Origin of the sequence: Streptomyces sp. SS7 (genome assembly GCF_037993025.1) — a bacterium.
Lineage (GTDB): Bacteria > Actinomycetota > Actinomycetes > Streptomycetales > Streptomycetaceae > Streptomyces.
Window position 1 is genome coordinate 7,350,197 of the sequence record NZ_CP141223.1, and the last position, 18,052, is coordinate 7,368,248.

Sequence of the window (18,052 nt, forward strand, 5' to 3'; positions counted from 1 at the left end):
GCGTGGCAGGATCGGGGGCGTGGCAGAGACAGCATCGAAGAAGACCGAGACCCCCGACGCCGGCGGCCGCCCGCGCCTGATGCTCATGGACGGGCACTCGCTGGCCTACCGCGCGTTCTTCGCGCTGCCCGCGGAGAACTTCACCACCGCGACCGGCCAGCCGACGAACGCGATCTACGGCTTCGCGTCGATGCTGGCCAACACCCTGCGTGACGAGGCGCCCACGCATTTCGCGGTCGCCTTCGACGTCTCCCGCAAGACCTGGCGCTCCGAGGAGTTCACCGAGTACAAGGCGAACCGCTCGAAGACCCCGGACGAGTTCAAGGGCCAGGTCGAGCTGATCGGCGAGCTGCTCGACGCGATGCACGTCGCGCGGTTCGCCGTCGACGGCTTCGAGGCCGACGACGTCATCGCCACCCTCGCCACCCAGGCCGAGGCCGAGGGCTTCGAGGTGCTGATCGTCACCGGCGACCGCGACTCCTTCCAGCTGGTCACCGAGCACACCACCGTGCTCTACCCGACGAAGGGCGTCTCCGAGCTGACCCGGTTCACCCCGGAGAAGGTCGTCGAGAAGTACGGCCTGACGCCCGCCCAGTACCCCGACTTCGCGGCGCTGCGCGGCGACCCGTCCGACAACCTCCCGGGCATCCCCGGCGTCGGCGAGAAGACCGCCGCGAAGTGGATCAACCAGTTCGGCTCGTTCGCGGACCTCGTCGAGCGCGTCGAGGAGGTCAAGGGCAAGGCCGGGCAGAACCTCCGCGACCACCTGGAGGCGGTCAAGCTCAACCGCCGCCTCACCGAGATGGTCCGCACCGTCGACCTGCCGAGGGCGGTCACCGACCTGGAACGCGCCCCGTACGACCGCACGGCCGTCGCCATGGTCCTGGACACCCTGGAGATCAGGAACCCCTCCCTGCGCGAGCGGCTCCTCGCCGTCGACCCGGGGGGCGCCGAGGCCGAGGCGACCCCCGTCGTCACCGCCGGCGTGGAACTCGACGGCACCGTGCTGGGCACCGGCGAACTGGCCGGCTGGCTCACCGGCCGCACCGGGCAGCCCCTCGGCGTCGCCACCGTCGACACCTGGGCCCTGGGCGCCGGCTCGGTCGCCGAGATCGCGCTGGCCGCCGCCGACGGCCCCGCCGCCTGGTTCGACCCCTCCCAGCTCGACGAGGCCGACGAGCGGGCCTGGGCGGCCTGGCTGGCCGACGCGGACCGCCCCAAGGTCCTGCACAACGCCAAGGGCGCCATGCGGGTGTTCGCCGAGCACGGCTGGTCCGTCGACGGCGTCCGCATGGACACCGCCCTCGCCGCCTACCTGGTCAAGCCGGGCCGCCGCTCCTTCGACCTGGACGCGCTCTCCCTGGAGTACCTCGGCCGTGAACTGGCCCCCGCCGCCACGGCCGACGGCCAGCTCGCCTTCGGCGCGGACGACGGCGCCGAGGCCGAGGCCCTGATGGTGCAGGCCCGCGCGATCCTCGACCTCGGCGAGGCCTTCCACGACAAGCTGGCGGAGGTCGGCGCGGCCGACCTGCTCCAGGACATGGAGCTGCCCACCTCCACCCTCCTCGCCCGCATGGAACGGCACGGCATCGCCGCCGACCGCGCCCACCTCGAGGCCATGGAGCAGATGTTCGCCGGCGCCGTCCAGCAGGCCGTGAAGGAGGCCCACGCGGCCGCGGGCCACGAGTTCAACCTGGGCTCGCCCAAGCAGCTCCAGGAGGTCCTCTTCGGCGAACTGGCCCTGCCCAAGACCAAGAAGACCAAGACCGGCTACACCACCGACGCCGACGCCCTGGCCTGGCTCGCCGGCCAGACGGACAACGAACTGCCGGTCATCATGCTCCGCCACCGTGAACAGGCGAAGCTCCGCGTCACCGTCGAGGGCCTGATCAAGACGATCGCCGCCGACGGCCGCATCCACACCACGTTCAACCAGACGGTCGCCGCGACCGGCCGGCTGTCCTCCACGGACCCCAACCTCCAGAACATCCCGGTCCGCACGGACGAGGGCCGCGCCATCCGCCGCGGCTTCGTCGTCGGCGAGGGCTTCGAGTCCCTGATGACCGCCGACTACAGCCAGATCGAACTGCGCGTGATGGCCCACCTCTCCGAGGACGAGGGCCTCATCCGGGCGTTCACCTCCGGCGAGGACCTGCACACCACGGCCGCCTCCCAGGTCTTCGCCGTCGAACCGGGCGCGGTGGACGCGGAGATGCGCCGCAAGATCAAGGCGATGTCGTACGGCCTCGCCTACGGCCTGTCCGCGTTCGGCCTGTCCCAGCAGCTCAACATCGAGGCGGGCGAGGCCCGCGCCCTCATGGACGCCTACTTCGAGCGCTTCGGCGGCGTCCGCGACTATCTGCGCCGCGCCGTCGACGAGGCCCGGGCGACCGGCTACACGGCGACCCTCTTCGGCCGCCGCCGCTACCTCCCCGACCTCAACAGCGACAACCGCCAGCGCCGCGAGGCGGCCGAGCGGATGGCCCTCAACGCGCCCATCCAGGGCACCGCGGCCGACATCGTCAAGATCGCCATGCTCAAGGTGGACGGCGCCCTGCGCGCCGCGGACCTCACCTCCCGCATGCTGCTCCAGGTCCACGACGAAATCGTCCTGGAGATCGCCCCCGGCGAGCGTGCGGCCGTGGAGGAGATCGTCCGCCGCGAGATGACGGGCGCGGTCCGGCTCAGGGCCCCGCTGGACGTCTCGGTCGGCGCGGGCTCCGACTGGGAGTCGGCGGCGCACTAAGCCTTTCCCGGCGGGGAGCGGGGACCTGCCTCCCCGCCTCCCGCGGCGCGGGTCGACGGGCCTGCCCGCGAGGACAGGCCCCTCTGCGGCGCCCGTCGCCGTCCGCCGCGGCGGCGGGCCGCCACCACGGCGCGCTCCCGGCGGTGCCCGCCCCCCGTCACCCCCGGTACATCCCCCGAAGGGCCCTCACCCACGTGGCCCCCGACAACACGCCCCGCGCCGTGTCCGCCCGACACGATGCCGCCATGGGTATACGCACGCACCACCGCCGGACGGCCCGTACCCGGGGCCCGGCGACCGCAGACACGCAGGGTGACCGCGACCCGGCCCCTCCCCGGCGCCGGCACCCCGCCCTGGCGCCCGGTGCCTCCACCGCCCGCGTCCCCGGCCACCGACGGGGCACCGGCGCCCCCGCCACCCCGCGCCTGTGGGCCGAGCAGACGCGTGCCTACCTCTCCCTCGCACTGGCCACCCTCGGCCGTGCGCACCGGCGCAAGCCCGCCCGCCGTATCAGCGTCTTCGTCGCGACGCCGCCGTCCCTCAGCGCACGCCCTGACGGCTCCGCCCCGCGCTGACCTCCGCCGGCCCGCCCGCCGCACCCCCGGCGACCGGACGCCACACCCGCACGCCGACGGCGTACAGCAGCAGACCCAGCACCAGACCGGCGCCCGCCCCGAAGCAGACCGTCGGGACCAGCTCCCACGGTCTCGCGCCGCGTGACTCCCACGACGTCCACCACCGCGACACCCGCTGCACGGCCCCGGCCAGGGCGAACCCGCCGATCACCGCCGCCGCCGTCCACCGGTCCCGCGCGGACAGCGACGGCACCCCGGCCGGCCGGTCCGCCGGCGCCCGGCGCAGCGCGTGCACCACGAACGCGGCGATCACCGCGGCGGCCACGGCCGAACCCCCGTACTGCAGGTACCAGTACAGCGGCGAACCGGCCACCGTCTCGCCCAGCACCGGGAACAGCCGCATGCCCCAGCGGTCGGGATGCGTGAACGCGTCCCACACCACGTGCGTCGATGCGCCGAGCACCGCGGAGACGTACCACCACGCCGCGGTGGCGGCCCGCACGCGCGCGCGGGGCGCACCGCACCGGGTCAGCGCGGCCGTCCGCGCCTGCCGCGCCGACGGCAGCAGCGCCACCAGCGGCTCACGCAGCAGCAGCCAGAGCCCCACCAGCGCCCAGGCGATGACCACGTCGACGGTGAACACACCGGGCAGCGAGTGCGTGACGCCGCCGAGCTCCATCGCCCCGGGCCGGACGCTCGCCGCGTAGTAGGTCATGTCGGGCGCGAACGAACCCGCGACGAGGACGGCCGGCGCCAGCCGTCCACGGCCGGTGCCGTCGGCGCGCACCCCGGGCAGCACCACCGCCGCATGACTCAGAGTGAACGGCAACGCGGCTCCCTGGGGCGGAGGGTGGGGGTGCGGACCGGCACGGTCGCGGAGGACGTCCAGTATGCGGCAGTGGTTCCCGGACGAACGGAACCCGGCCAGCCGGTGAAATGGAGGTGCGAACGGGTGCCGGTGCAAAAGAAGTTGTCGTAGGGTCGCTGGGGTTGCCGTGCCGCCGCGGGCAGTCGAACAAAAGAACAGACCCAGACGGACGCTCCGGGTGCAACCCTCGGGGCGGTCCGATCGTCACAACAGCCGCAGGGGTCGCCACAGCCCACACGGGCGTGGCGCAGTCACGGACACGGACGCCGGGCGTCCACGGGAGGGGTTCGCTTCATGTCGTCGGCGCATTTCGGCAGGAGGCTGCGCAAGGGAGCGGTCAACACCACCGTGGCCGCACTGGCGGTCGCGGCCCTGGCCGCGTCCCAGGCACCGGACGTCACGGTCGGCGGTGTGAGCGGGGGCGGCAGCGGCCAGACCGCCGCCGACAGCCCGGTGGCCGCGGACGCGAGCACCGACGGGAGCGCCACCGGCAACTCGCCGTACTACACGGACCTGCCGCCGCTGAACAGCCCGAACCCCGCGCCCAGCTCGAACGTCACCAGCCCGGTCGGCACCGGCAGCTCCGAGGCGGGCATTCCCGCGACCGTCCTGGACGCCTACAAGAAGGCCGAGGCGGAACTCGCGCAGTCCAAGCCCGGCTGCAACCTGCCGTGGCAACTCCTCGCCGCCATCGGCAAGGTCGAGTCCGGTCAGGCCCGCGGCGGCAACGTCACCGCCGACGGCACCACCGTCACCCCGATCCTCGGCCCCGTCCTCGACGGCAACGGCTTCGCCCACATCAGCGACACCGACAACGGCGCCTACGACGGCGACAGCACCTACGACCGCGCCGTCGGCCCCATGCAGTTCATCCCCTCCACCTGGGCCTGGGCGGGCCGCGACGGCAACGGCGACGGCAAGAAGGACCCCAACAACGTCTACGACGCCGCGCTCGCCGCCGGCCACTACCTGTGCCGCAACAACTGGGACATGTCCACCACCTCGGGCATGCGCAGCGCGATCCTCAGCTACAACAACTCGACGGAGTACTACAACACCGTCATCTCGTGGCTGGAGTACTACCGCAAGGGCACCCACTCCATCCCCGACGGCACCGGCTCCGTGCCCTCCGACCGCAGCGACGACGAGCCGAGCACGCCGTCCACCCCCTCGACGCCGAGCACGCCGTCCACCCCGTCGACGCCGAGCACGCCCGGCACCCCCTCGACGCCGGACACCCCGGCGCCCACCCCGACCGACACGGTCGACCACCTGGAGAACGCGGGCAGCACGACCAAGCTCACCGCTATGGCGGGCGACGCCTTCACCACCAAGGTCAGCACCCGCGCGGAGACCGCGGCCGGCAAGGCCGTCGCCAAGGTCAGGGTCCGCTTCACCATCGTCGGGGACACCGACCTCGCCTTCACCGGCGGCGAGAGCGTCGCCACGGTCGCCACCGACAGCAGGGGCGTCGCCGTCGCGCCCGCGCTCCAGGCAGGCGAGAAGACCGGCACGTTCACCGTCCGCGCCACCGTCGTGGGCCGCACCATCACCGCCTTCGACTACAAGGCCACCGTCACCGCGCGCGCCGCCGACGCCCTCGCCCGCACCACCGACACCGCGCTGACCTCCGTCACCGGCGGCGAGTTCGCCGACCAGGTCGCGGTGAAGGCCACCTACCAGGGCGCCGCCGCCGACAAGGTCGCCGCGACCGCCACCCTGATCACCTCGGCCGACGACCCGACCGCCAACGACAAGGGCCCCTACTTCAAGGACGCCTCCGGCAACCCCGTCCGCACCCTCACGGACCTGCGGACCGACGCGAACGGCGTGTTGCAGCTGCCGAAGCTGTACGCCGACGACACCGCCGGCACCTACCTGCTGCGCATCACCACCACCGGCGGAGCGACCCTCACGGTCGAACTGACCGTCACGGCCGCCGCGTCCGGCACCCCGGACCCGACGCCCAGCGAGTCGTCGAGCACGAGCCCGTCCCCGAGCGCCACCGCCACGTCGAGCGCGAGCGCCGACGCCTCGGCGAGCGCGTCGGCGTCGGCGTCGGAATCGACGTCGGCTTCGAAGCCGGCCGCCGGGTCGTAGCGCTCACGCACCCGCTCCCGTACGGCCACTGCGGCGCCCCTCCCGACGGAGGGGCGCCGCAGTGCTGTCCGACCTGTTCTCATCTCACCCGCCGGTTGCTACGGTGCCGCAGCTGACGCCCAGTCAGCTCCAGTGGTCGGCAGACCGTACACGCCGGGAGGTCCGCATGCGCGCCCTGATCGCCGCCGCGACCGGTCTCGCCGTCGCGCTCGCCCTCGTCCTCACCGTCTCCGCGATCGGCACACCCACCGGCAGGACCTCACCGAAACCCCTGCTGACGACCGTGCCCGCCCACCCGTGACCGCCCCGCAGGGAGGCCGAGATGCGCCGCAAGACAAGCCTGGTCCTGCTCGCCCTCGCCGTGTTCTGCGCGGCACTCGCCCCGCTCCTGCGCTGGTACGCCTTCCCGCGCCTGGCCAAGATCCCCGCGAACGAATACCAGACGATGGTCCTGGAGGCGAAGAACGCCACCCTCCTCGACTACGGCACCATGACCGCCCGCACGGTCCCCCGAGTGACGATCGTGCAGACCCTCAAAGGTGACGTGGCCGCCTCCGAGAAGATCGAGAGGACCGCCGGCCGGGACGTCGTCGTCTGGGACGGTCTCTCCTACATCCAGGGCCCCGACGGCAAGATGGTCTCCAAGGTCCCCGAGCGCTACATCTTCGACGCCCACACCCAGGAGCCCGTCCACGCCCCCGGCGAGACCGTCGACGGCGACCCGGTCCGCCGCGAGGGCATCGAGTTCAAGTGGCCCTTCCTGACCGAGAAACGCGACTACCAGTACTTCGACGCCCAGACCCGCACCAGCAACCCCATCCACTACCGGGGCACCCGGGACTTCCGCGGGGTGAAGGTCTACTACTTCGAGCAGACCATCCCCTGGACCAAGGTCTCCCTGCCGAAGACGATGCCCGTCGCAGGCATCACCCCCGAGACCGTCGCCAGGACCGGCACCACCCGCTGGTACACCACGGTCCGCAGGTTCTGGGTGGAACCGCTCACCGGCGCACCCGTCTACGGCGAGGAGATCCACAAGGAGGAACTGCGCGGCGGCACCCTCCTCGGCGGACGGGCCAAGGTCACCGCGTTCGCGGGGCACGTGAAGATGCGCGAGGACTACACCGAGCACACCGTCGCCCTCGTCAAGCACAACCGCACCCTGGTCCTGCTCATGACGTCCACCGTGCCCTGGAGCTGCCTCGTCCTCGGCGCGCTGCTGCTCGCCCTGGCCCTCTGGCTGGAGGCCCGGGACCGCCGCCCGGCGGGCCCGCCGGGCGCGCGGACGGACGAACGGGAGCCGGTGACCGCCTGAGCGGCACCGGCCCCGCTCACCGCCCGAGCCGCGCCTTGGTGTGCCGCGTCGGCTCGGCGGTGGCCGGATCCTCCGGCCACGGATGCTTCGGATACCGCCCCCGCAACTCCGCCCGCACCCCCCGGTACCCGTCCTTCCAGAAGGACGCGAGATCGGCGGTGACGGCGGCCGGCCGCCCGGCGGGCGAGAGCAGATGCAGCAGCAGCGGCACCCCGGCGACCCGGGGGGACTCCTGCAGCCCGAACATCTCCTGCACCTTCACCGAGAGCACCGGCCGCGCCGGATCGGCGTAGTCGATCCGGATCCCCGACCCGCTCGGCACGGTGATCCGCTGCGGCGCCAGCTCGTCCAGCCGCGCCGCCTCCCCGGACGCCCAGGGCAGCAGCCGCCCCAGCGCCTCCCCGGCGTCGATCCGCCCCAGGTCCGCCCGCCGCCGGGCCCGGCCCAGCTCGGGTTCCAGCCATGCGTCCACGCACGCGTGCAGCGCCTCGTCCGACACCTCGGGCCATGGCTCCCCCCGGTGCAGCCGCAGGAACGCCAGCCGCTGCCGCAGCGTCCGCGCCTCCGCGGACCACCGCAGCAGGCCCAGGCCCTCCTGCCGGATCCCCTCCAGCAGGGCCTCCCGTACGAGAGCGGGGTCCGCGTCCCGCAGCGGACGCACCGTCACCTCCACCGCCCCGAGCCGCTCGACCCGCCGCGCCACGACGTCCCCGTCCGCCCAGCGCACCTCGTCCCGCTCCTCCAGCAACGCACCGGCGGCCCCGCGCGCCATGTGCTCGTCCACCACCGCGGCGAGCTGCACGCGCGCGTGCCCCTTCCCCAGCGGCCGGTCGGCGACGGCGACGGCGAGCCAGGGAGCGGACCGCAGGGACGAGCCGTCACCGAGCCCGGCACGGGTCCCCGAGACCATGAGGTACGAGCCGCCGTCGGCCCTGGCGACACGCTCCGGGAAGGCCAGCGCGGCGACGAGCCCGGCGACCCGGTCGTCGGAGGCACCCGCCCCGGCCTCCCGCCCGCCTGCCGGCGAGGACCCATGAGCGGGCGGCCGGGACACGTCGGCCAGAACGCCCCGCAGCCGCCGGACCTCCGCACGCCACCTTCCGGCGTAGGCGTCACCCTCCCGCCGCACACGGCGCAGGGCGGCGCCCAGATCGTCCCCGTACTCCCGCGGAGCCTCCTCGCTCAGCAGGGCGACCACCTCCGCGGCGCGCTCCGCCCCCACCGACGAGGCGCCGTCCAGCAAGGCCCGCCCCAGCCGGGGGTGCAGCCCCAGCCGGGCCAGCCGCATCCCCTTGTCCGTGACCCGGCCGGCGGAGTCGACCGCCTGCACAGCCGTCAGCAGACCGCGCGCCGCCGCCATCGCCCCGCCCGGCGGCGGATCCAGCAACGCCAGCCCCGACGCCTCGGGATCGCCCCAGCACGCCGCCTGGAGGGCGAACGCGGTGAGGTCGGCCACCTTGATCTCCGGCGCCGGGAAACGCGGCAGACGAGCGTCCTCCGCCTCCGTCCAGCACCGGTACACCACCCCCGGCGCCTCCCGCCCGGCCCGGCCCGCCCGCTGCCGCGCCGCCGCCCGCGAGGCCCGTACCGTCGCCAGCGCGCTCAGCCCGCGCGCATGGTCCACCCGCGGCTCCCGCGCCAGCCCCGAGTCGACGACCACCCGCACCCCGGGAACCGTCAGCGAGGACTCCGCCACCGAGGTCGCCAGCACCACCCGGCGCCGCCCACCCGGGGCCAGCACCGCGTCCTGCACCGCGGCGGACGCCCGCCCGTGCACCTGGAGCACGTCCACCCCGGCCAGGCCCCCGAGCTGCCCGGCGACCCGCGCGATCTCCCCGACACCCGGCAGGAAGCACAGCACGTCCCCGGGCCGCTCGGCCAGCGCCCGCCGCACCACCGACGCCACGTGCGCCAGGAGCGCCGGATCCACCCGCATGCCGTGCGGCGGCCGTACCGGACGGGCCGGGGGAGCCCAGACCACCTCCACCTCGTGCGCGGACCCGTGCGCCTCCACCACCGGCGCCCCGCCCAGCAGCCGCGCCCACCCCTCGGTGTCGGTCGTCGCGGACGCGGCCACCAGCCGCAGCTCGGGCCGCAGCGTCTGCCGTACGTCCCACAGGAAGGCGGCCGAGGTGTCCGCGTCCAGATGCCGTTCGTGGCACTCGTCGAGCACGACGACGTCCACGCCGGCCAGCTCCTGGTCGCGCTGGAGCCGTTGCAACAGGACACCCGTCGTGACGACCTCCACGCGCGTGTGCCGCCCCACGACCCGCTCCCCGCGGACCGTGAACCCGACGTTCCCGCCGGGTTTCTCGCCCAGCAGCCACGCCATCCGCCGGGCCGCCGCCCGCGCGGCGATCCGCCGCGGCTCGGCCACCACCACCCGCCGCACCGGCCCCTCGCCCAGCAGCCCGGCCAGCGCCGGCGGGACGAGCGTCGTCTTGCCGGTACCGGGCGGCGCGGCCAGGACGGCCGTGCCGTGCCCGTCGAGGGCCTCGTTCAGGGCGGGCAGGGCGGCACGGACGGGCAGCGCGGCCAGGGCGTCGTCACGGAGGATCACGCCCCCAGTGTCGTATGGCGGCCGGTGCCGTACGACAGGCTCAGTCCCGCTCGCAGACGAAGATCGCCGTGCCCGGGATCAGGTTGCCGCGCAGCGGGGACCAGCCGCCCCACTCGGAGGTGTTCCACACCGGCCACTCCGGCTCCGCCACGTCGACCAGGCGGAAACCCGCCGCGGCGATGTCACGGACCCGGTCGCCGAGCGTGCGGTGGTGCTCGACGTAGACGGCGTGACCCCGCTCGTCCACCTCGACGTACGGAGTCCGGTCGAAGTACGAGGCCGAGACGGTCAGCCCCTCCGGGCCAGGCTCGTCCGGGAACGCCCAGCGGATCGGGTGGGTCACCGAGAACACGAACCGCCCGCCCGGCCGCAGCACCCGGCGGACCTCCCGCAGCACCAGCACCGGATCGGCCACGAAGGGCATTGCCCCGTAGGCCGAGCAGGCCAGGTCGAAGGAGCCGTCGGCGAAGGGCAGCGCCCCGGCGTCCGCGCACACCAGCGGGAACGCCCCGCCGATCCGCAGCGCGTGCTGGAGCTGGCGGTGGGAGAGGTCCAGGGCGACCGGGCGCGCCCCCTGGGCGGCCAGCCAGCGCGAGCACTGCGCCGCGCCGGCGCCGATCTCCAGGACGTCCCTGCCCTTGAGGTCCTCGGCCGGGCCGAGCAGCTCGGCCTCCACCTCGTCCAGGCCCTCGGGCCCCCAGACGAAGCGGTCGTCGCCGAGGAACGTGCCGTGCTCGACCTGGTACTCGTCCGCGTTGCGGTCCCACCAGCCGCGGTTGGCCCGGGAACTTTCCGTGACGTCTGCGTCGCGCCTGGTGGCCTCCGGCTCGGAGGCCGGCTCGGACAGGGGCGCGGACGATGCGGGCTCTTGGATGATCGGCTCCCTCGTCGTACTCTTCCGTGCAACCCGCCCGACGGTGCCACTCGACGTGTTCCGGAGTGTCACCGGAGGGGCTTCCTGCGGCCCGCGTGACCTCAGGAGAAAGGTTGTGTGCCGGTTATGCGGCGTTCTGCCCCGGGTGTGCGCCTTCGCGCATTGACCCTGCCCGGCTGCCCCCGTATGCTACAAGTTGCGCTGCGGGCCTGCGCACCTCAGACGGAGCAGGCTGCGCTCGCATCTGTTGTATGTCCCCTCGGTTGTCGAGGCGCATCACCGGTTCGGCCGGTGGGGCGCTTCTTGAGCTGTCCGGCTTCTTCAGAGCGATACGGGCTCCCGGCGTAGCAGTACCTACGACTTTCTGTCCGTAACCGGAGCCCTTTCCCACATGACGAGCAGCACCGAGACCACCGCCACCACCCCGCAGGTTGCGGTCAACGACATCGGTAACGAGGAAGCCTTCCTCGCCGCGATCGACGAGACGATCAAGTACTTCAACGACGGCGACATCGTCGACGGCGTCATCGTGAAGGTCGACCGGGACGAGGTCCTGCTCGACATCGGTTACAAGACCGAAGGTGTCATCCCGAGCCGCGAGCTCTCGATCAAGCACGACGTCGACCCGAACGAGGTCGTCGCCGTCGGCGACGAGATCGAGGCCCTGGTCCTCCAGAAGGAGGACAAGGAAGGCCGCCTGATCCTCTCGAAGAAGCGCGCCCAGTACGAGCGTGCCTGGGGCACCATCGAGAAGATCAAGGAAGAGGACGGCATCGTCACCGGTACCGTCATCGAGGTCGTCAAGGGTGGTCTCATCCTCGACATCGGCCTCCGCGGCTTCCTCCCGGCCTCCCTGGTCGAGATGCGCCGTGTCCGCGACCTCCAGCCCTACGTGGGCAAGGAGCTCGAGGCGAAGATCATCGAGCTGGACAAGAACCGCAACAACGTGGTCCTGTCCCGCCGTGCCTGGCTGGAGCAGACCCAGTCCGAGGTCCGCCAGACGTTCCTCACGACCCTGCAGAAGGGTCAGGTCCGCTCCGGTGTGGTCTCCTCGATCGTCAACTTCGGTGCCTTCGTGGACCTGGGTGGCGTCGACGGTCTGGTCCACGTCTCCGAGCTGTCCTGGAAGCACATCGACCACCCCTCCGAGGTCGTCGAGGTCGGCCAGGAGGTCACGGTCGAGGTCCTCGACGTCGACATGGACCGCGAGCGCGTCTCCCTGTCGCTGAAGGCGACCCAGGAAGACCCGTGGCAGCAGTTCGCCCGCACCCACCAGATCGGCCAGGTCGTGCCCGGCAAGGTCACGAAGCTGGTTCCGTTCGGTGCGTTCGTCCGCGTGGACGAGGGCATCGAGGGTCTGGTCCACATCTCCGAGCTGGCCGAGCGCCACGTGGAGATCCCGGAGCAGGTCGTCCAGGTCAACGACGAGATCTTCGTCAAGGTCATCGACATCGACCTCGAGCGTCGTCGCATCAGCCTCTCGCTGAAGCAGGCCAACGAGTCCTTCGGTGCCGACCCGGCCTCGGTCGAGTTCGACCCGACCCTGTACGGCATGGCCGCGTCCTACGACGACCAGGGCAACTACATCTACCCCGAGGGCTTCGACCCCGAGACCAACGACTGGCTCGAGGGCTACGAGACCCAGCGGGAGACGTGGGAGCAGCAGTACGCCGAGGCGCAGACCCGCTTCGAGCAGCACCAGAAGCAGGTCATCAAGTCCCGCGAGGCCGACGAGGCCGCCGCGGCCGAGGGCGGCGAGGCTGCGGCTCCGGCCGCGACCGGTGGCTCGTACTCCTCCGAGGGCGCGGACACCTCCGGTGCCCTGGCCTCGGACGAGGCGCTGGCCGCTCTGCGCGAGAAGCTGGCCGGCGGCCAGAGCTGATCGCCCACTGAGCAGTAGCTCCTGACTGAGGGGCCGCACCTTTCGAGGTGCGGCCCCTCGGCTTTTCCGCCTCCCCGCCGAGCAAGCACCCGCGCGGCGGGAATGCCCACGCCCGTACGCGCGTTGACATGGAGGAACACGAGGAGGAGCGGTCCAGGTGCTTGATCCGCAGGGTTTGTACGCATGGGAGCCGAAGGGGCTGGCCGTGGTCGACATGGCGCTCGCCCAGGAGTCGGCCGGACTTGTCATGCTCTACCACTTCGACGGATACATCGACGCGGGCGAGACCGGCGAGCAGATCGTCGACCGGGTCCTCGACTCGCTGCCCCACCAGCTCGTCGCCCGCTTCGACCACGACCGGCTGGTGGACTACCGCGCCCGCCGGCCGCTGCTGACCTTCAAGCGCGACCGCTGGACGGAGTACGAGGAACCCGCCATCGAGGTGCGGCTCGTCCAGGACACCACCGGCGCACCCTTCCTGCTCCTGTCCGGCCCCGAGCCGGACGTCGAGTGGGAGCGCTTCGCCGCCGCGGTGAAGCAGATCGTCGAGCGCCTCGGCGTCCGCCTGTCGGTGACCTTCCACGGCATCCCCATGGGCGTCCCGCACACCCGCCCGGTCGGACTGACCCCGCACGGCAGCCGCACGGACCTGGTCCCCGGCCACCGCAGCCCCTTCGACGAGGCCCAGGTCCCCGGCAGCGCCGAGGCGCTCGTCGAGTACCGCCTCATGGAGGCCGGTCACGACGTCCTGGGCGTCGCCGCGCACGTCCCGCACTACATCGCCCGCTCCGCCTACCCCGACGCGGCGCTCACCGTCCTCGAAGCGATCACCGCGGCGACCGGACTGGTCCTGCCGGGCATCGCCCACAGCCTCCGCACGGACGCCCACCGCACCCAGACCGAGATCGAGCGCCAGATCCGCGAGGGCGACGAGGAACTCACCTCCCTCGTCCAGGGCCTGGAGCACCAGTACGACGCCGCCGCCGGCGCGGAGACCCGGGGCAACATGCTCGCCGAACCCGCCGACATCCCCTCGGCGGACGAGATCGGCCTGGAGTTCGAACGCTTCCTGGCGGAACGCGAAGGCGACAACTGAGCCCCGGCGGCACGCGACCCTGCGGCATGCGACCCTGCGGCAGGGGGCCAGGCCCCACGGGGGCCCGGCCGCACGCCCTGCGACACGGGGTCCTGCCGCACGGGGCCCGAGGGCACGGCCGGCCCGGGGCCTGCCGGGACGGCGGTCCTCGGCAGGCCCTAAGCTTCGCCTCATGCTGAAGGTGGGCCTGACCGGCGGGATCGGCGCCGGCAAGAGCGAGGTGTCGCGGCTGCTCGTCGAGTGCGGTGCCGTCCTGATCGACGCCGACCGCATCGCACGCGAGGTCGTCGCGCCCGGAACACCCGGGCTGGCGGCGGTCGTCGACGCCTTCGGCGCGGACGTGCTGACCGCGGACGGCAGCCTGGACCGGCCCGGGCTCGGCTCGATCGTCTTCGCCGACCCCGAGAAGCTGGCCGTCCTGAACTCGATCGTGCACCCCCTGGTCGGCGCCCGCTCCCGCGCCCTGGAGAGCGCCGCCCCCGAGGACGCCGTCGTCGTCCACGACGTCCCCCTCCTCACCGAGAACGGCCTCGCCGCGCTCTACGACCTCGTGATCGTCGTCGACGCCGGCACCGACACCCAGCTCGACCGCCTGGTCCGGCTGCGCGGCATGACCGAGGAGGACGCACGCGCCCGGATGGCCGCCCAGGCCACCCGCGAGCAGCGCCGGAAGATCGCCGACATCGTCATCGACAACGACGTACCGCTGCCGGAGCTGGAGCGGCGCGTGAAGGACGTGTGGGCCGAGCTGACGCGCAGGTCGCGGCAGTCCACGGAATAGGGGCGCTCGTTCCGCGCGTTGAACCCTCCCAGCAAGGGAAGGATTTTTCCGTGCCCGATACCAGCGGTTCGACCGGACGTACTCCGGAGACGCACGTCATCGACTTCCGTGCCGCGGAGCAACTGCTCGCCGCACGGGACCCGCGGGGCGCGGTGAAACTGCTAGACAGTGTCATAGCCGCACACCCCGAGAACACGGCCGCCCGCCTGCTGCGTGCCCGTGCCTTCTTCGCCGCCGCCCAACTCAGGCCCGCCGAGCTGGAGTTCACCGTCGTACTGGAGCGGGAGCCGGACAACGCGTACGCGCACTTCGCGCTCGCCCGCACCTACGAGCGGCAGGGCCGCGGCGATCAGGCGAAACGCCATTTCCGCCTGGCGGCCGCGCTGGACCCCAACCCGCAGTACCTCAAGGCGGCCCGCTTCGAGACCTGACCGGGCCGGGCGCTCACGGATGACGCTGCTCCGGCGGCCGGTACGGCGGGATGTTGCGACCGGGCTGGTAGTGCGGGCCCTGCCGCAGGTGCCGGAGGATCATCGCCAGGTCCACGCCGACCACCACCGAGAGCACCCCGCAGGCGGCCGCCCAGCCGGGACGCCCCGTGAGGGAGAACGCGGTCGTCCCGAAGACGGCCCACACCAGTCCCCACACGCTCAGCCAGGCACGCATCCGCAGTGCACTGCGCGCTGTCGTCGGCTCACTGCCCGTACGCATCCGGTCACCACTCCTCCCTTGCAACGTACTCTTCCGGCCCTGCGTTCTCCAGGGAGACGGGGAGCGGAAGAGGGCGACCGGGAGCGAGGGAGAGCGGCGGGGAGCGGCCGGCTCCCCTGACACGAACGGGTGAACCTGTGCGAGAGGGGAACGGCTGAGCGGAAGCGGGCCGTTGGACGGGCATGCGACTTGAGATGCGACACGGATACGCGGGCACGGGCCCAGGAGCGATCACCCCCGACGGCTGCGCGGTCGAGTTCTACTCACGGCTGCCGGTGCGGGACGAGCCGGACGTCATCGCCGCGGCGGTCCCCGCCGGCGCGCACATCCTCGAACTCGGCAGCGGGGTCGGCCGGGTCACGCATGCCCTCGTGGACCGCGGGTTCACCGTCACCGCGGTGGACGAGTCCCCCGAGATGCTGGAGCGGGTCCGGGGCGCACGCACGTTATGCGCCTCCATCGAAGACCTCGACCTCGGCGAGACCTTCGACGTGGTGCTGCTCGCCTCCTTCCTCGTCCACAGCGGCGATCTGGAGGTCCGCCGGAGCATGCTCCGCGTCTGCGCACGGCACCTGGCCGACGGAGGGTGCGTCCTGATCCAGCGCGAGGGCGCCGACTACCACACCGACGTGCCCCGCGAGCGCGTCGACCCGGCCGGCTTCACCGTGCGCGTGGTCTCCTCGGAGCCGGTCGGCGACGGCGTCCGCTCCGTCCACGCGGAGTTCGAGTTCCCGGACGCGACCTGGACCCAGACCTTCCTCGCCCGTCCGCTCACCGAGAAACAGTTCGAGGAGGCGCTGGGGGAGGCGGGCCTGAAGGTCGACCGGTATCTGACGGAGGACGGGATCTGGGCGAGAGCGGTGCCCTCGGACCGATGACGTCCGGGGCCTCGCCCTCCCGGCGCGGCGGCGGCGCGTACGGTGGAGCCATGGGTGCGGCACACCGATCCGGTCCCACTGGTTCCACCGGTCTCGCCGATCTCGACCGGCGGCTCGTGGGATGCCGGGCGTGTCCTCGGCTGGTGGAGTGGCGGGAGGAGGTGGCCGCCGTCAGGCGGGCGGCGTTCGCGGACTGGACGTACTGGGGCCGCCCGGTGCCCGGTTTCGGTCCGCCGGACGCACGGCTGCTGATCGTGGGTCTCGCCCCGGCGGCGCACGGCGGCAACCGCACGGGCCGTATGTTCACCGGCGACCGCTCCGGAGACGTTCTGTACCGGGCGCTGTACGAGGTGGGGCTCGCCTCGCAGCCCACCTCCGTCTCCGCGGACGACGGGCTGCGGGTGCACGGGGTGCGGGTGACCGCGCCGGTGCACTGTGCGCCGCCCGCCAACAAGCCCACGCCCGAGGAGCGGGACACCTGCAGGCCCTGGCTCGTCCGGGAACTGCGGCTGCTGCGGCCGACGCTGCGCGCGGTCGTCGTCCTCGGCGCGTACGGCTGGCAGGCCGCACTGCCCGCGTTCGCCGAGGCGGGCTGGACGGTACCCCGTCCCCGGCCGGTGTTCGGGCACGGGGCACGGGTGACCCTGGCGGGGACGGAGGGACCGCTGGACCTGTTCGGCTGCTTCCACGTCAGCCAGCGCAACACCTTCACCGGCCGGCTCACCCCCGAGATGCTCAGGGACGTCCTGCGCACGGCGGCGGAGGCGGCGGGACTGCCCGGCTAGTGCCGTGACCGGAACTGGCGAGCGGCCCGGGTGGGGCGGCGGACGGCGGCGCGGACGGCGGCGCGGATGTCGGGCGGGGGCCGGCGGGGGCGTTCCGGGTACCGCCGGCCACGCCGGTCATCGCGTCCGTCCCTCGCGCCGGGTGTCCGGACCGGGGAGTTCCGGGGAGAGGTCCCCGAAGAGGTGCCGCACGCTGGAGCGGTGGTTGGCCTGGACGTGACGCAGGGCGTGGGCACGGGCCCGGTCGGGGTCGCCGGAGGCGATGGCGTCGTACAACTCGCGGTGTTCGGCGAGGAGCTGGGGCCACTCCTCGTTCTGCCGGGTGAGCCAGCGCATCCGGCCGTCGACGGGTTCCATGACCGAGATCAGCAGGCTGTTGCCGGCCATCGCGAGGATGCCGTCGTGGAAGCGGGTGTTGACGTCGGTGATCGTCTCGGCGTCCCCGGCGGCGGTGGCGGCGGCCGCCTGGTCGAGGAGAGCGCGCAGCTCGGCCAGGGCGTCCGGGGTGGCGCGGGCGGCGGCCAGTCCGGCCGCGTACACCTCCAGTGCCTCGCGCAGTTCGAAGAGTTCCTTGACGTCCTCGGGGGTGAGACGGCGGACGGCGGTGCGGCGCGCCGACTCGAAGAGGACGAAGCCCTCGGCGACCAGGGACCGGATGGCCTCCCGGACCGGCACCCGGGAGACGCCGAACCGGTCGGCGAGTTCGCGCTCGACGAGCCGGTCGCCGGGACGCAGGCGGCCCGCGATGATGTCCTGCCGCAGGGTGGCCAGGACGCGTTCGCGCACCGCTCCGAGGGGTTCGATCTTCGCCGAGGGGCTCATGAGGCCATCTTCGCCGACCCGGGGTGCTTTTACGGAGCCGTAACGGGACGGACATCGGT

Annotated in this window: 16 protein-coding genes; 11 read left to right on the forward strand and 5 right to left on the reverse strand. The window is 73.0% G+C overall.

What is annotated here, in order from left to right:
• Positions 1 to 19 precede the first annotated feature (19 nt).
• Both polA and U5640_RS33715 read left to right on the forward strand, forming a co-directional pair.
• A complete protein-coding gene (gene polA / locus U5640_RS33710) occupies positions 20 to 2,746 on the forward strand; it encodes a DNA polymerase I (RefSeq protein ID WP_340380938.1) in 2,727 nt (908 codons plus the stop codon).
• Positions 2,747 to 2,991: 245 nt separating this feature from the next.
• The gene (locus U5640_RS33715) at positions 2,992 to 3,321 is read left to right on the forward strand and encodes a hypothetical protein (RefSeq protein ID WP_340380940.1); all 330 of its coding nucleotides are present in this window, start codon (positions 2,992 to 2,994) and stop codon (positions 3,319 to 3,321) included.
• Here U5640_RS33715 and U5640_RS33720 read toward each other — a convergent pair.
• Positions 3,287 to 4,150 (reverse strand): DUF4184 family protein, encoded by an 864-nt coding sequence (locus U5640_RS33720; RefSeq protein WP_340380942.1) that lies wholly within the window; start codon positions 4,148 to 4,150, stop codon positions 3,287 to 3,289. The two genes, U5640_RS33715 and U5640_RS33720, sit on opposite strands and share 35 nt — an antisense overlap.
• A gap of 333 nt (positions 4,151 to 4,483) precedes the next feature.
• Here U5640_RS33720 and U5640_RS33725 point away from each other — a divergent pair, with 333 nt between their 5' ends.
• The 3 genes from U5640_RS33725 (at position 4,484) to U5640_RS33735 (ending at position 7,604) form a co-directional block, all read left to right on the forward strand.
• Positions 4,484 to 6,289 carry a lytic transglycosylase domain-containing protein gene (locus tag U5640_RS33725; protein WP_340380944.1) on the forward strand — a complete coding sequence of 602 codons (1,806 nt, stop codon included), beginning with the start codon at positions 4,484 to 4,486 and terminating at the stop codon, positions 6,287 to 6,289.
• 166 nt (positions 6,290 to 6,455) lie between these two features.
• The gene (locus tag U5640_RS33730) at positions 6,456 to 6,590 is read left to right on the forward strand and encodes an SPW_0924 family protein (RefSeq protein ID WP_107121964.1); all 135 of its coding nucleotides are present in this window, start codon (positions 6,456 to 6,458) and stop codon (positions 6,588 to 6,590) included.
• A 21-nt stretch (positions 6,591 to 6,611) separates the two neighbouring features.
• Positions 6,612 to 7,604 carry a DUF3068 domain-containing protein gene (locus tag U5640_RS33735; protein WP_340380949.1) on the forward strand — a complete coding sequence of 331 codons (993 nt, stop codon included), beginning with the start codon at positions 6,612 to 6,614 and terminating at the stop codon, positions 7,602 to 7,604.
• A 16-nt stretch (positions 7,605 to 7,620) separates the two neighbouring features.
• Here the strand turns inward: U5640_RS33735 and hrpB are convergent, their stop codons facing one another.
• Positions 7,621 to 10,161 carry an ATP-dependent helicase HrpB gene (hrpB, locus tag U5640_RS33740; protein WP_340385486.1) on the reverse strand — a complete coding sequence of 847 codons (2,541 nt, stop codon included), beginning with the start codon at positions 10,159 to 10,161 and terminating at the stop codon, positions 7,621 to 7,623.
• 43 nt (positions 10,162 to 10,204) lie between these two features.
• The gene (locus tag U5640_RS33745; protein ID WP_340380951.1) at positions 10,205 to 11,110 is read right to left on the reverse strand and encodes a class I SAM-dependent methyltransferase; all 906 of its coding nucleotides are present in this window, start codon (positions 11,108 to 11,110) and stop codon (positions 10,205 to 10,207) included.
• Positions 11,111 to 11,429: 319 nt separating this feature from the next.
• On the opposite strand from U5640_RS33745, the gene rpsA reads away from it, so the two are divergent.
• The 4 genes from rpsA (at position 11,430) to U5640_RS33765 (ending at position 15,228) form a co-directional block, all read left to right on the forward strand.
• Positions 11,430 to 12,920, forward strand: coding sequence for a 30S ribosomal protein S1 (rpsA, locus tag U5640_RS33750; RefSeq protein ID WP_133910183.1), 1,491 nt, complete (start codon positions 11,430 to 11,432; stop codon positions 12,918 to 12,920).
• Between the two features lie 157 nt (positions 12,921 to 13,077).
• A complete protein-coding gene (locus U5640_RS33755; protein WP_340380957.1) occupies positions 13,078 to 14,016 on the forward strand; it encodes a PAC2 family protein in 939 nt (312 codons plus the stop codon).
• Between the two features lie 172 nt (positions 14,017 to 14,188).
• Entirely contained in the window at positions 14,189 to 14,797 is a 609-nt protein-coding gene (gene coaE, locus U5640_RS33760; protein ID WP_340380959.1) for a dephospho-CoA kinase, read from the forward strand.
• A 50-nt stretch (positions 14,798 to 14,847) separates the two neighbouring features.
• Complete coding sequence (locus tag U5640_RS33765; protein ID WP_055637991.1) at positions 14,848 to 15,228, forward strand: tetratricopeptide repeat protein; 381 nt, start codon at positions 14,848 to 14,850, stop codon at positions 15,226 to 15,228.
• A 13-nt stretch (positions 15,229 to 15,241) separates the two neighbouring features.
• On the opposite strand, the gene U5640_RS33770 is transcribed toward U5640_RS33765, so the two are convergent.
• Positions 15,242 to 15,508 (reverse strand): DUF6343 family protein, encoded by a 267-nt coding sequence (locus U5640_RS33770; RefSeq protein ID WP_340380963.1) that lies wholly within the window; start codon positions 15,506 to 15,508, stop codon positions 15,242 to 15,244.
• Positions 15,509 to 15,702: 194 nt separating this feature from the next.
• Here U5640_RS33770 and U5640_RS33775 point away from each other — a divergent pair, with 194 nt between their 5' ends.
• The gene (locus tag U5640_RS33775) at positions 15,703 to 16,386 is read left to right on the forward strand and encodes a class I SAM-dependent methyltransferase (protein WP_340380965.1); all 684 of its coding nucleotides are present in this window, start codon (positions 15,703 to 15,705) and stop codon (positions 16,384 to 16,386) included.
• A 50-nt stretch (positions 16,387 to 16,436) separates the two neighbouring features.
• Positions 16,437 to 17,171, forward strand: coding sequence for a uracil-DNA glycosylase (locus U5640_RS33780; RefSeq protein WP_340380968.1), 735 nt, complete (start codon positions 16,437 to 16,439; stop codon positions 17,169 to 17,171).
• Between the two features lie 117 nt (positions 17,172 to 17,288).
• Here U5640_RS33780 and U5640_RS33785 read toward each other — a convergent pair whose 3' ends face one another.
• Positions 17,289 to 17,993, reverse strand: coding sequence for a GntR family transcriptional regulator (locus U5640_RS33785; protein ID WP_340380970.1), 705 nt, complete (start codon positions 17,991 to 17,993; stop codon positions 17,289 to 17,291).
• Positions 17,994 to 18,052: the final 59 nt, after the last annotated feature.

Bases quoted from the DNA above. Each gene is read 5' to 3' on its own strand.
- U5640_RS33775 (WP_340380965.1), top strand. From the start codon at position 15,703: ATGCGACACGGATACGCGGGCACGGGCCCAGGAGCGATCACCCCCGAC.
- U5640_RS33780 (WP_340380968.1), top strand. From the start codon at position 16,437: ATGGGTGCGGCACACCGATCCGGTCCCACTGGTTCCACCGGTCTCGCC.
- U5640_RS33730 (WP_107121964.1), top strand. From the start codon at position 6,456: ATGCGCGCCCTGATCGCCGCCGCGACCGGTCTCGCCGTCGCGCTCGCC.
- U5640_RS33770 (WP_340380963.1), bottom strand. From the start codon at position 15,508: ATGCGTACGGGCAGTGAGCCGACGACAGCGCGCAGTGCACTGCGGATG.
- coaE (WP_340380959.1), top strand. From the start codon at position 14,189: ATGCTGAAGGTGGGCCTGACCGGCGGGATCGGCGCCGGCAAGAGCGAG.
- U5640_RS33715 (WP_340380940.1), top strand. From the start codon at position 2,992: ATGGGTATACGCACGCACCACCGCCGGACGGCCCGTACCCGGGGCCCG.
- U5640_RS33725 (WP_340380944.1), top strand. From the start codon at position 4,484: ATGTCGTCGGCGCATTTCGGCAGGAGGCTGCGCAAGGGAGCGGTCAAC.
- rpsA (WP_133910183.1), top strand. From the start codon at position 11,430: ATGACGAGCAGCACCGAGACCACCGCCACCACCCCGCAGGTTGCGGTC.
- U5640_RS33735 (WP_340380949.1), top strand. From the start codon at position 6,612: ATGCGCCGCAAGACAAGCCTGGTCCTGCTCGCCCTCGCCGTGTTCTGC.
- U5640_RS33785 (WP_340380970.1), bottom strand. From the start codon at position 17,993: ATGAGCCCCTCGGCGAAGATCGAACCCCTCGGAGCGGTGCGCGAACGC.